The organism is Streptomyces manipurensis (genome assembly GCF_049570255.1).
GTDB classification, from domain to species: domain Bacteria; phylum Actinomycetota; class Actinomycetes; order Streptomycetales; family Streptomycetaceae; genus Streptomyces; species Streptomyces manipurensis.
In genome coordinates this window covers 960,588-972,571 of sequence record NZ_CP186950.1, presented here as the reverse complement: position 1 = coordinate 972,571, position 11,984 = coordinate 960,588, and the positions used below count along the sequence as shown (strand labels likewise).

Annotated in this window: 9 protein-coding genes; 3 read left to right on the top strand and 6 right to left on the bottom strand. The window is 74.1% G+C overall.

All coding sequences use genetic code 11. The features are described from left to right. Positions 1-48 precede the first annotated feature (48 nt). Together ACPU2J_RS04610 and ACPU2J_RS04605 are read left to right on the top strand one after the other, a co-directional pair. Positions 49-1,239, top strand: a complete 1,191-nt coding sequence (locus ACPU2J_RS04610; protein ID WP_420081621.1) for an acyl-CoA dehydrogenase family protein — start codon at positions 49-51, stop codon at positions 1,237-1,239. Next, a complete protein-coding gene (locus ACPU2J_RS04605) occupies positions 1,236-2,366 on the top strand; it encodes an acyl-CoA dehydrogenase family protein (protein ID WP_420081622.1) in 1,131 nt (376 codons plus the stop codon). The genes ACPU2J_RS04610 and ACPU2J_RS04605 overlap by 4 nt, the downstream gene beginning before the upstream one ends. 67 nt (positions 2,367-2,433) lie before the next feature. Here the strand turns inward: ACPU2J_RS04605 and ACPU2J_RS04600 are convergent, their stop codons facing one another. From ACPU2J_RS04600 to ACPU2J_RS04575, 6 genes are all read right to left on the bottom strand, one after another. After that, positions 2,434-3,015 carry an N-acetyltransferase family protein gene (locus ACPU2J_RS04600; protein ID WP_423832805.1) on the bottom strand — a complete coding sequence of 194 codons (582 nt, stop codon included), beginning with the start codon at positions 3,013-3,015 and terminating at the stop codon, positions 2,434-2,436. A 26-nt stretch (positions 3,016-3,041) separates the two neighbouring features. Continuing rightward, positions 3,042-4,121, bottom strand: coding sequence for a threonine aldolase family protein (locus tag ACPU2J_RS04595; protein ID WP_420081624.1), 1,080 nt, complete (start codon positions 4,119-4,121; stop codon positions 3,042-3,044). After that, positions 4,118-4,807 carry a DUF2461 domain-containing protein gene (locus ACPU2J_RS04590; protein WP_420081625.1) on the bottom strand — a complete coding sequence of 230 codons (690 nt, stop codon included), beginning with the start codon at positions 4,805-4,807 and terminating at the stop codon, positions 4,118-4,120. The genes ACPU2J_RS04595 and ACPU2J_RS04590 overlap by 4 nt, the downstream gene beginning before the upstream one ends. Further along, positions 4,804-6,201: a serine hydroxymethyltransferase gene (glyA, locus tag ACPU2J_RS04585; protein ID WP_420081626.1), complete on the bottom strand. Its 1,398-nt coding sequence runs from the start codon at positions 6,199-6,201 to the stop codon at positions 4,804-4,806. The genes ACPU2J_RS04590 and glyA overlap by 4 nt, the downstream gene beginning before the upstream one ends. A gap of 57 nt (positions 6,202-6,258) precedes the next feature. Beyond that, complete coding sequence (locus ACPU2J_RS04580; protein ID WP_420081627.1) at positions 6,259-9,558, bottom strand: non-ribosomal peptide synthetase; 3,300 nt, start codon at positions 9,556-9,558, stop codon at positions 6,259-6,261. 106 nt (positions 9,559-9,664) lie between these two features. Next, complete coding sequence (locus ACPU2J_RS04575; protein ID WP_423832804.1) at positions 9,665-11,536, bottom strand: BTAD domain-containing putative transcriptional regulator; 1,872 nt, start codon at positions 11,534-11,536, stop codon at positions 9,665-9,667. A gap of 198 nt (positions 11,537-11,734) precedes the next feature. Between ACPU2J_RS04575 and ACPU2J_RS04570 the strand changes: the two genes are divergently transcribed. Further along, positions 11,735-11,941, top strand: coding sequence for a hypothetical protein (locus ACPU2J_RS04570; protein WP_361599538.1), 207 nt, complete (start codon positions 11,735-11,737; stop codon positions 11,939-11,941). Positions 11,942-11,984: the final 43 nt, after the last annotated feature.

The window sequence follows — 11,984 nt, the reverse complement described above, 5'->3', positions numbered from 1 at the left end:
CCCCGCTTCCCCACCCGGACCCACCCAGACCCGCCTAGGGAGTTGCCCGTGCTCACCACCGAGTTCTACCGCGCGCCCGCGGACTGCGGGCTCGTACGGAGCGGGGCCGACGTGCCCCGCACCCCCATGCGGGCCCTGCGCGAGGACATCCACGACATCCTGGTGTCCGCCCCCGTCGCCGAGGCCCGGCGCAGCCGCGACCCCCGGCCCATCCACCGGGCCCTCGGCGCACACGGCCTCCTCGCACCCCAGTGGCCCGAGGAGTACGGGGGCCGGGGCGTCAGCCAGGTCGCGGCCGCCGTACTGGTCGAGGAACTCGCCATGCACGACGTCCCCGACCTCCTGCACACCCTCACCGTGCAGATCGTCGGCTCCACCCTGCTCAACGTCGCGAGCCCCGAGATGAAGGCGCGCCACCTGCCGGGCTTCGCCGCCGGCACCTCCTTCGGCTGCGTCCTCTTCAGCGAACCGCAGGCCGGCTCCGACCTCAACATCCTCTCCACCCGCGCCGTCCCCGACGGCAAGGGCGGCTACAAGCTCTACGGCACCAAGGTCCACTCCCTCTTCGCCCGGTTCGCCGACTACGGCCTGTGCCTGGCCCGCGGCGAGGACGACGCCTTCAGCCTGTTCCTCGTCCCGCTGGCCCAGCCGGGCGTCACCATCCGCCAGATCCCCGGCATCGGCGACGACGCCTTCCACGAGGTCGCCCTCGACGGGGTCGCCGTCACCGCCGACGACGTCGTCGGCACCCTCGGCCAGGGCTGGGCGATCGTGGTCAAGACGCTCGCCTTCGAACGCACCGGACTCGACTACTACGTGAAGGCGCTGCGCTGGTACCGGGCCGCCGTGGAACGGCTGGAGGCCCACACCGACCGGCTGGAGGCCGGCCAGCACGACCAGATCGGCCTCGCCAAGCTCAACGCGCGGCTGCTCGCGGCCGGGACCCTGGTCCGCCGCGTCCTGACCCGCCTGGACCGGGGCGAGCTCAACGAGGACGAGGCCGCCGCCGCCAAGTGGTACACCACCGAACTCGCCGCCGAAGTGGCCTGGTGGGCCGCGGAACTCGACGGCGACACGAGCATGACCCTCGACGACCCGGAGGTCGACGGGGTGGCACACCCACTGGACTCGGCGATGCGCGAAGCCCCCGGGATGCGGATATCGGGCGGCACCGCCGAAATGATGCTGGAGACGCTGGCCCGGCTGCGTCTGGACTCTGGGGCGGAGGTACGGCCGTGACGACGCAGGCGGTCAACGGGAACGGCGCGGACGGGGCGGAGCGGTGGCGCGAACGCGAGGACGAGGACTCGCTCTTCCGCCAGCTCCGGCTCACCGTGCGCCAGGGCCTGGAGGTCGACGGGGACACCCCCGGCGGTGCCTGGGAGGCGCTGACGCAGGTCGGCGCCTGGGAGTTCGCCCTGCCCATCGACAAGGACGGGCTCGACCTCGGCCAGGCCGTCCTCGCGATGGCCTGCGAGGAGGCGGGCAACGCCATGCAGCCCGTCCCGCTGGCCGACACCCTCCTCGCCCTGGACCTCCTCGCCGGCCTCGGCCCCCTCGCCCCCGAGGGCACCGACAACACCCTCGACCGGGTGCGGGCCGGGGAGCTCACGCTCGCCGTCCCCGGCCGGCTGCCCGACCCGCGCGGCGCCGTACCCCCCGGCATCGCCTGGAAACCGGACGGCGACGACGGGGGCGTCGTCCTCACCGGCACCGGCGGCCCCTTCGCCGCCGGTGTGGACGCGGGCGCCCTTCTGATCCTGGCGAGCGGCCCCGACGGGCCCTGCGTGGCCCTCGTCGAGCTGCCCGCGCCGGGCGTCCGGGTCCGGCCGTTGCGCGACCACGGAGGCGGAGCCGTCGCCGGCGCCGTCTTCGACGAGGCGCGGATCCCCGCCGGGGCCGTGCTGCTGCGGGGCCTCGCCGCCGAACGGGCCCTGGCCCGCGTGGGCCTGCGCGCCGCCGTCCACCAGGCGTCCCTGCTCGCCGGGATCACGGCGGCCGCCCTGACCGCCGTCGTCTCCCGGATCCGCGGCCGGCAGCAGTTCGGCCAGGCGCTGGTCAAGCACCAGGGACCCCGGCTGCGCGTGGCCGGGCTGCTGGCCCGCCTGGACGCCGTGCGCTGGGCCGTGGGCGACGCGGCCCGGGACCTCGACGAGGGCCGGCTCACCCCCGGGGAGGCCGCCGGGCTGATCGCGCTGACCGCGGAGACCACCCTCGACGTGACCCGGGACGCCGTCCACCTGCACGGGGCGTCGGGGCTCGTCCGGGACGGCCTGGTGGCCGGCTGCTACCGGCGCGCGGCATGGGAGGCACTGCGCTGCGGACGCCCGGCCCAGTTGTGGGACACCGCCGCGCACACGCCCTGACCGGCGCCGCACGCAGGAAGGGGCCCCCGCACCGCGGGAGCCCCTTCCCCGTACCGCCGTCCCGGTCTCAGACCAGGTCGCGGCGGACGATCCAGCGGTGGCGCTTGTCGCTCTTCGCCTCGGTGCGCTGCACCCGGCGGAAACCGGCACGCTCGAACATGTCCATGGTCCCCACGTAGGCGAGGGTCGGGTTCACCCGGCCGCCCTCCGGGTCCACCGGATAGCCCTCCACGGCGGGGGCGCCGTGCGCACGCGCGTGCTCGACGGCCCCCTCCAGCAGGCCGGAGGCGACCCCCTTGCCGCGGTGCTCCTTGCGCACCACGAAGCAGGTCACCGACCAGACGGGCAGGTCGTCCACCGGGGTGATGGTCTTCGAGGCGGTCAGCCGGTCCAGCCGGCGGCGCGGTGCCACGTTGCACCAGCCGGCCACCTCGCCGTCGAGGAACCCGAGGACCCCCGGCGGCGGATCGGCCTTCTCGGTCAGGGTGCGCAGGTGCTCCCCGCGCTCCTCGGCGGTCATCCGCCCGTATTCGCCGGTCGTCAGCCGCCACGCCATGCACCAGCACGTGTGCGCGCTCTTCTTCGGCTGGAGCACCGTGCGGACGTCGTCCCACAGGTCCGCGGTGGCGGGCCGAACTTCTAAACTCATGCTGCTACTTCGCTCTCTTCCGCTTCTTACAGGTGTCCCGCGGGCGCGGTGATCCGCGCCCGGGTGACGATCTCGGTCCGGGCGGCCGCCAGCACCTCGACGGCGCGCCGGCACGCCTCGCGCCCGACGTCCAGATGGGTGACCAGCCGGACGGTGTCCGGCCCCGGGGCGGTCACCAGCACTCCTTCCTCCGCGGCCCGTGCGACGACCCGGTCGGCGCCGGGCACGTCGACGAGGACGATGTTGGTCTCGGGCGGGCGCACGGTGAAGCCCGCGTCCCGCAGCCCGGCGGCCAGCAGCCGGGCGTGTTCGTGGTCCTCGGCGATCCGCTCCGTGTGGTGGTCCAGGGCGTAGAGCCCCGCAGCCGCCAGGATGCCCGACTGGCGCATGCCCCCGCCCAGGCCGTGGCGCAACTTCCGCCCCCTGGGCAGGTGTTCGGGCGGCAGCAGGAGCACCGACCCGACCGGCGCTCCCAGCCCCTTCGACAGGCACACGGACAGCGAGTCGGCGGTCTCCCCGTAACTGCGGGCCGGGGTCCCGGTCGCCGCCATGGCGTTCCAGATCCGGGCCCCGTCCATGTGTACGGCCAGCCCCAGGTCCGCCGTCAGCTCCCGCACGGCACGCAGCGTCTCCAGCGGATGGACGGTGCCCCCGGCCCGGGTGTGGGTCTGCTCCACCTCCACCGCACGGGTGCCGAGGGTGTACGGGTTCCCGCGCCGGACCACGCCCGCCAGCAGGGCCGGGGTGATCACCCCGCGGTCGGCCGACACCGTACGGGTCTGGATGCCGCCGTAGCGGGCCGGAGAGGCCTCCTCGTGCGCCAGGACGTGCGCCTCCGCGTCGCAGACCAGCTCCTCGCCCGGACGCACGAGGAGCTGGAGGGCGATCTGGTTGGCCATCACCCCGGAGGGGGTGAACAGCGCCCCCGCGAAACCGAAGAGGCCGGCCAGCCGCTCCTCCAGCGCGCGGACGGTCGGATCCTCCCCGAAGAGGTCGTCGCCGACCTCGGCGGCGGCCATCGCGGCCCGCATGCCCGGACCGGGCCGGGTCACCGTGTCGCTGCGCAGATCGGCCGGGCCGGCCGTGTCGAAAGACCCTATGGTCATGACGGTTCGTCAACTCCTCGTTCGCGGGGCCGTGGGGTGAGCTCGCGGGCCGCCGCCCAGTCCAGCAGGGGCCGCACCAGCCGCCAGGTCTCCCGCACCAGCTCCGCGGCGCGCGCCGTGTGCAGGCCGTCGGCCGGACCGAAGCGGCGCCCCGCGTCGATCTTGCGGTGGCGCAGCAGGTCCAGCCGCGGGTGGTCGGCGGGCACCCCCCGCGGCCGGGACCTGAGCCGGTCCCCGCCGAGGACGAAGCCCTGCTCCACCAGCCGGCCGGTGATCGCCGCCAGCTCCGAGCCGCTGTCCTCCTCCTCGACGGCGGCACGGTAGCGGGCGACCTCGGCCCCGGCGTACGGGTACCAGCGGCCGGAGGCGTAGAGGCCCTCCCGGTCCACGTGCACCCACACGCCCAGGCAGGGCAGCAGGTCCAGATAGGCGCCCTGGTAGGTCTTGTAGGGGGACTTGTCGTGCGACATCCGCGTGTCACGGACCGGGCCGAGCACCTGCACCCCGCCCGGTCCGGCCGACTCCGCGAACTCCGTGCCCAGTTCAGCGGCCAGCTCCTCCATCGGCGCACGTACGTCGCGCTCGTACCGCTCGCGGTGGCGCAGCCGCCACGCCTCCTTGCTGTTGTCGGCCGCGAGGTCCTCGTACAGGCGCAGTGCCGAGGGCGGGAAGCCGCTGAAGGTCACGGCAGGTACCCCGGCAGGGGGTGGGCCGCGCACAGCTCGGAGACCCGGGTGCGCACCCGGTCGCGCAGCGCGCCGGGCAGCACGCCGCCCGCCGCGAGCGCCGCGAGGACGTCCGCGACCAGATCGGCGCACTCCGCCGCCACGGTCCGGTCCATCCCGCGCGCGGCCAGCGTGTTGGTGCCCAGCCGCAGGCCGCCCGTCACCCGGACCGGGGTGGTGTCACCGGGGACCCGGTTGCGGTTGACGACGATCCCGCACGATTCCAGGGCCTCTTCCGCGACGTCCCCGGTGACACCGGTGCCGCGCAGGTCCAGCAGCACCATGTGGGTGTCCGTGCCGCCGGTGACCAGGCGGAAGCCCCGGTCCAGCAGCCGTTCGGCGATGGCCTGCGCCCCGTCGGCGAGCCGCTTGGCGACCTCCGCGAAGTCCGGGCTCGCCACGAAGTCCAGCGCCCGCGCCTTGGCCGCCACGGACGCCAGGTCCGGGGTGCCCTGGGTGAAGGGGAACACGGCGCGGCGCAGGGTCGCCGCCAGGGTGCCGCGTTCCGGGCCCGCCCTGCGCGCGTCCCGGCCCAGCAGGATCAGACCGCCGCGCGGGCCGTAGAGCTGTTTGTAGGTGCTGGTGGTGGTCACGTGGGCGTGGTCGACCGGGCTCTGGTGCAGGCCGGCCGCCACCAGGCCCGCGATGTGCGAGATGTCGGCCAGGAGGTAGGCGTTGGCCTCGTCCGCGATCTCGCGGAAGCGGGCGAAGTCGATGCTGCGCGGGTAGGCGCTCGCCCCGCACACGATCAGCTTCGGGCGGTGTTCCAGGGCCAGTTCGCGGATCTGGTCGTAGTCGAGCAGTCCGTCGGGGGTCACTCGGTAGCCGTGGGCCCGGTAGTAGCGGCCCGTGACCGAGGCGGGGGAGCCGTGGGTGAGGTGGCCGCCGCAGTCGAGGTCGAGACCGAGCAGGCTGTCGCCCGGGCCGAGCAGCGCGGTGATCACGGCCAGGTTCGCCGAGGAGCCGGAGTGCGGCTGCACGATCGCGTCCTGCGCCCCGAAGGCGGCGCAGGCCCGTGCGATCGCGAGGCGTTCGATCTCGTCGGCGATCCCGCAGCCGGCGTGGTAGCGGTTGCCCGGGTACCCCTCCGCGGTGAGGTTGCCGAGGGCGCTGCCCTCGCAGGCCAGGACGGACGGGTCGGCCACGCTGGAGGCGGCGACCATCATCAGGGTGTCTCGCTGGCGCGCGGACTCCCGGGCCAGCAGCGTGTACAGGGCCCCGTCGCGCTCTCTGAGCCGGCTGTTGGCGTGCGCGGCGAAGTCGACCAGGTCGGGGTCGGCGGAGCGGTCCGCCCCGTCCTGGAGTCCGCCCCTGGACGGCGGGTCGGTGACGGGCGCGGGCAGGGTGAGACTCATGACTGTCCCCTCTCGGAATCGTCCGTGATGACCGTGCTGTGGCGGCGGTCGGTGTCCTCAGCCCTGCGCACGGGCCGTGTCCGTCCCGTCGGGCTCGTCCCCGTCCAGCGCGCCGAAGGCCTCGGCGGCCGCGACCGCCTCCGCACCGTGCTGCTCGTCCGCGGCGATCCGCTCGGCCAGGTCGGCCACCACCGGGTTCTGGAAGACGGTCTTCACGGGCACCGGCACCCCGAGGAGCTCCTTGAGCAGCCCGGCCAGCCGGGTCCCGCTGAGCGAATCGCCGCCCAGGCTGAAGAAGTTGTCGCCGGGAGCCACCCCGTCCAGGCCGAGGATGTCGGCGACGGCCGCGCACAGCACCATCTCCAGCGCACCGGCCGGCTCGTCGGTGCCCTCGCGCGCTCCGTCGCCCTCGGCCTGCTGCTGTCCGGCGGAGGAGGCCAGCGCCAGCCGGTCGACCTTGCCGTTGCGGGTCAGCGGCAGCCGCTCCAGCAGGGTCAGCGCCGACGGCACCATGTAACCGGGCAGCTGTGCGGCGAGCCGCTCCAGCACCCCTGCGGACGTGACGATGTCCGCACCGGGCCGCGGGACGACGTAGGCGTGCAGCCGCCGGACCCCGTGGGCGCTGGCGGGGGCCACCACCACGGCGGCCTCCAGCTCCGGGTCCTGGCGCAGCACGGCCTCGATCTCGCCCAGCTCGATCCGGTGCCCCTGGATCTTCACCTGGAAGTCGTCCCGGCCCAGGATCTCGATGCTGCCGTCCGGCAGGTAGCGGCCCAGGTCGCCGGTGAGGTAGGCGCGTTCGCCGGTCTCCGGGAGCCGGACGAAGCGGCTGGCGGTGCGCTCCTCGTCGTCCCAGTAGCCGAGCGCGAGGCCGACGTCACTGGCCACCGCCATCTCGCCGACGACCCCGAGCGGGCGCTCGCGGGCCTCCCGGTCGACGACGTAGTACCGCTGGTTGGTGATCGGCTTGCCGTACGGGATGCTCGTCCAGGACGGGTCCACCTCGCCGATCGGCTGGAACAGCGACCAGCAGATCGTCTCGGTGGGGCCGCCGGAGCCCACCACCTCGATGCGCGGGCTCTGTGCCCGCAGCCGGTCCGGCAGGGTCAGCGGGATCCAGTCGCCGGAGAGGACCGACAGCCGCAGGGACTCCAGTGGACGGCCGCCGCCGCGGCGTTCGCGCACCTCGGCCTCGCCCACCAGGAGCTCCATCAGGACCGGTACCGAGTTCCACAGCGTGACCCGTTCGGCCTCTACCAGGTCGGCCCACACGTCCGGCTCGGCATGCTCGAACGGCGGCGGCACCACCACGGTCCCGCCCTGTGTCAGCACCCCGAAGACGTCGTAGATCGAGGCGTCGAAGTGCAGCCCCGAGATGGCCAGCAGCCGGTCCCGCTCGCCGACCGCGAAGCGCGCGGCGACGTCGCGGATCAGGTTGACCACGCCGATGTGGTCCACCATCACCCCCTTGGGCTCACCGGTCGACCCCGAGGTGAAGATCGTGTACGCGAGGTCCGCGGGGGTCTGCGCGGTGTCGGGCCGGGTGGCGTCACCCGTCTCGAAGTCCTTGTCCACGCGGTAGCGGCGGGCCGTGGGGGGCCAGCTGATCCGTGACTCCAGCGAGGACTGGGTCAGGATCCGGTCGACCTTGGCCCCGGCGAGCAGCCGGCGCAGCCGCTCCGGCGGGACGGACGGGTCCAGCGGCAGGTAGGCGGCGCCGGCGGCGAGGATCCCGTAGACGGCGGCGTACTGCTCCCAGCCCTTCTCCATGACGACGGCGACCAGTTCGCCGGGGGCCGCGCCGTGCTCGCGCAGCGTCCGGCCGATCCGCCAGGCGTAGGAGGCCAGTTCGGCGTAGCTCAGCCTCCGGCCGGCGTCCACGACGGCCTCGGCGTCGGGCGTCAGATCGGCCTGCCGGGCGAACAGCTCGTGCAGGGTGACGTACGGGATCTGCCCGGCCGTGTCGTTCACGCGCCGGCGCAGTTCCCGTTCGGCGGGCGGGATCAGGTCGAAGCGTGCGGTGTGCAGGCTGTCCGGGTCGTCGGTGAGCCGCTCGAGCAGGTCCACGTACACCCCGAAGGCGGCGTCGATGAACCCGGGGGCGAAGGCCCCGTCGACGAAGTCCCAGATGACGCGCAGCTCACCGGCCAGTTCGCGCAGCTGCACGTCCAGGGAGACCTGCGGGGTCTGCGAGATCGAGTACACCTCCCGGCCCAGGTCGGTGACGGGCCTGCGGACGGGGTAGTCCAGCAGGCTGGTGACGACGACGGGCATGCCCGCCTGGGCGCCCACGCCGTGCAGCCGGGTCAGCTCGCGCAGCACGCGGACGCCGTTGAAGGAGCCGTGTTCCACGTCGCGGGCGAGCTGGTCGCGCAGGGCGTGCGCCCGGTCGAGGAAGGTCGCGCCCGAGCCGTCGGCGGCGAGCATCACGGCGTTGGTGAAGTCGCCGAGCACCCCGGTGATGCCGGGGTGCACCGCGGGCCGCTGGAAGACCGGGTAGTTGATCGTGAAGTCGGTCTCCTCGGCCCAGGCTCTGACCACCTCGGCGAAGGCGGCCGTGAGCAGCACCGACGGGGTCAGTCCGGCTTCCCGGGCCCGTTCGGCGAAGCGCTGCCACTCGGCGGGGGAGAGGCGGTGCTCGCGCCGGTCGAAGCGCACCTCGCCGTCCTTCTCGCCACCGCCGGGCCCGCCCGACGGCAGTGTCGGGGCCGGCGGCAGGTCCGGGACGCGTTCCACCCAGTAGTCGCGGGCGGCGCGGAAGGCCTCGGTGTGCGGGAGGGCGTCGGCGCGCCAGCGGGCGTACTCGGCGAAGTCGATCCCGGGCAGCGGGAGTTCGGCGTCCGGGTCCTCGTACAGGTCGACCAGCTCGGGGAACAGCACCTGGAAGGCGCTGGAGGCGTCCAGCACCTGGAGGTCGATCCCGAGGTGGACCCGGCCGAGGTCCTCGGGACCGCCCAGCCGGATGATCCGCAGGTCGAACAGCGGCCAGCTGCCCACCGGGAAGACGACGTGGCTCATCTCCTCGCGCAGCGCGGCGAGGTGGTCGCGCGCGGCGTCCTCCGAGAGGTGCCGCAGGTCGACGACCGGTATGTCGAAGGGGAGGGGGTCCGACGGGACCCACTGGGTGCCGTCGGTGCTGCCGATCGCGCGGAGCATGTCGTGGCGGGCGACGACCTTGCGCCACGCGGTGGCGAAACGCTCGGGGTCGAGGCCCGCGCGCTCCCACTCGAAGTAGCCGTAGCAGCCGATACCGCCCAGCTCGACGGCTTCGCCTCGCCCGATCATCAGTGCCTGCTGCGTCTCGGTCATCGGGAAGGACGCGGCACTGTCCGCGCGAGCGGGCAGGAGCTCGGTCATGGTCCAACTCCATTCGGTGGTACGGGCCGTGGGCGTGCGGGGCCCGGGACGGATGGGCCCGGGGACGGTGCGGGGCCGGGGTGCCCTGCTGCGGGGCAGGGCGAGGCTAGGGCCGGCGGGTTAGCCGCCGGTTATGCTCCGGCCGGCCGCCGGAGGAGCCCGGCGCGGGCGCACGCTCGTCCAGGGAGAGCGCGAAGAGCCGCACGAGCGGGTGGAACAGGTAGCACGGCCGGCCCCACTGGTCGGCGCCGCTGACCTCCAGCAGGGCCGCGTCGGCGAGCGCCTCCAGCAGCCGTTCCGCCTCGGGTTCCGGCAGGTCCATGCGGGCCGCCGCCCGGACCGCGGGGAACGGCTGCGGGCCCAGCCCGGCCAGCGCCGGGAACGCGGCCCGCACCTCCGGGTCCAGGGCGCGCCAGGACGGCAGCAGCGAGGCGTGCACGTCGAGGTCGCCCGAGTGCAGCTCCCGCAGCCGGGTGACGGGATCCGCCAGCCTGCGGGCGATCCGGTCGGGCGTGGAGTGCGGCCGTGCGGCGATCCGCGTCCCTATGATCCGCAGGGCCAGCGGGAGGCCGGCGCAGTGCTCGACGATCGTGGACGCCGCGCAGGGCGCGGCCGCCACCCGGGCCGGGCCGGCCGCGGCGGCGAGCAGTTCGAGGGAGTCGTGGGGCTCCAGGGGGGCGAGGGCCACGGTGTGTGCTCCGGCCACGGTCGGCAGGGCGGTGCGTCCGGTGACCAGGACCGCCGGTTCCGGCGTGTTGGGCAGCAGCGGCCCGAGCTGGGCGGCCCCGGAGGCGTTGTCCAGCACGATGAGCAGCTGTCTTCCGCGGGTCCGCTCCCGGTACAGGCGCACCAGCTGGTCCTGGTCGTCCGCGACGGGCACGTCGTCCGCCGGGCCCAGGGCCCGCAACAGCCGGCGCAGCACCCGCGTGGGGTGCCGCGGGGTCCCGTCGGCGGCGCGCAGGTCCGCGTACAGCTGACCGTCGGGGAAGTGCCGCTGGCAGCGGTGGGCCGCGTGGACGGCCAGCGCGGTCTTGCCGAGGCCGGCCATCCCGGTCACCAGGACCCGGCGCGGCCGTCCGGCGCCCTGCGGGTCGGGGGCCAGGGCGCGGCAGAGCAGGTCCAGTTCGGGTTCCCGGCCGGTGAAGTCGACGGTGTCCGGCGGCAGCATGGCCGGGGCGGGCGCGGGCGGGCTCGTGGGCCGGGGCCGGCCGCGGGAGCCCGCGGCGGCGGCCGAGCGGGGCCGCCGGTCGAGGGTGCCCTCCAGCAGGGCGCGGTAGGTGGCCTGGAGTTCCTCGCCCGGGTTCACGCCCAGCTCGTCGGAGAGCACCGCCCGGCCGTGGTGGTAGAGGTGGATGGCGTCGGCCTGCCGGCCCGACCTGCACAGGGCCGTCATCAGCTGGCAGCGGATGCGTTCGCGCAGCGGGAACTCCGCGACGAGGCCGGTGAGTTCGCCGGTGACCTGCTCGTGCCGGCCGAGGGCGAGGTCCGCCGCGATCCGGTGCTCCAGGGTGACGGCCCGGGCCTCCATCAGCCGCGGGGCCTCGGCGTCGGCGAGGTATTCCGTGGCGTTGGCGAAGGGCTGGCCGTTCCACCGGGCCAGGGCGTCGCGCAGCAGCTCACCGGCCTTTTCGAAGTCCTCGTTGACCAGGGCCTCGCGGCCGTCGAGCGCCAGTTTCTCGAATTCGTTGAGATCGAAGCTCGCATTACCGATGCACATGGCATATCCAGGCGGCCTTCGATCGATCAAAACTCCGTCGCCGAGAATCTTGCGAAGTCGCGAAATGTAGGTGTAGAGCTGTGCGCTGACCGTCGCCGGCGGCGCCCAGCCCCACAGCAGCCGGCACAGCCGGTCGTCCGAGACCACCTCTTCGCGGGCCAGGAGGAGCGCCGCGAGCACGGTGTGGAGCTTCGCCCCGGAGAACGCGGCCCGGTGGCCGTCCTGACGTACCTCTACTGGCCCGAGCACTCGGAATTCCATCTACCGCCCCATCCGTGATTCATGGGAAGAATCTTCGAACGAAGCTAGAGGACGCCGTTGTCTCCTCGATATCGTGTCGATTTCATGGGGGACCGGGTCGCGAAATCGATGGAACACGGAAGAGAAAGGAGCCGTCCCTACTGTTCCCTTCATGCCGCAGCGAGCGGCAGTGACGATCCACCGAGAGGGGAATCCGAGATGCTGAGCACCCGGACGGCGAAGACGGCGAAGACCGCGGCCACCTGCCTGGTCGTTCTGGCGGGGATGTTCGCGGGTTCGGGGGGTGCGCTGGCCGCCACGGGTACGGGTGCCGCGGACGACGACATGCCCTGGGGCGTCGTCAAGCCGATCGACCCCGCGCACCCCGGCTCGGCCCGGTACAACGCCGACATGCCCTGGGGCTGACCCCCGCCCCGCACACTCCTGCACTTCCCGCGCGACGGCCGGC

What these genes read in the sequence shown, in the direction of transcription:
- glyA (WP_420081626.1), bottom strand. Translation starts at nt 6,201, where the DNA reads ATGAGTCTCACCCTGCCCGCGCCCGTCACCGACCCGCCGTCCAGGGGC.
- ACPU2J_RS04600 (WP_423832805.1), bottom strand. Translation starts at nt 3,015, where the DNA reads ATGAGTTTAGAAGTTCGGCCCGCCACCGCGGACCTGTGGGACGACGTC.
- ACPU2J_RS04595 (WP_420081624.1), bottom strand. Translation starts at nt 4,121, where the DNA reads ATGACCATAGGGTCTTTCGACACGGCCGGCCCGGCCGATCTGCGCAGC.
- ACPU2J_RS04580 (WP_420081627.1), bottom strand. Translation starts at nt 9,558, where the DNA reads ATGACCGAGCTCCTGCCCGCTCGCGCGGACAGTGCCGCGTCCTTCCCG.
- ACPU2J_RS04575 (WP_423832804.1), bottom strand. Translation starts at nt 11,536, where the DNA reads ATGGAATTCCGAGTGCTCGGGCCAGTAGAGGTACGTCAGGACGGCCAC.
- ACPU2J_RS04570 (WP_361599538.1), top strand. Translation starts at nt 11,735, where the DNA reads ATGCTGAGCACCCGGACGGCGAAGACGGCGAAGACCGCGGCCACCTGC.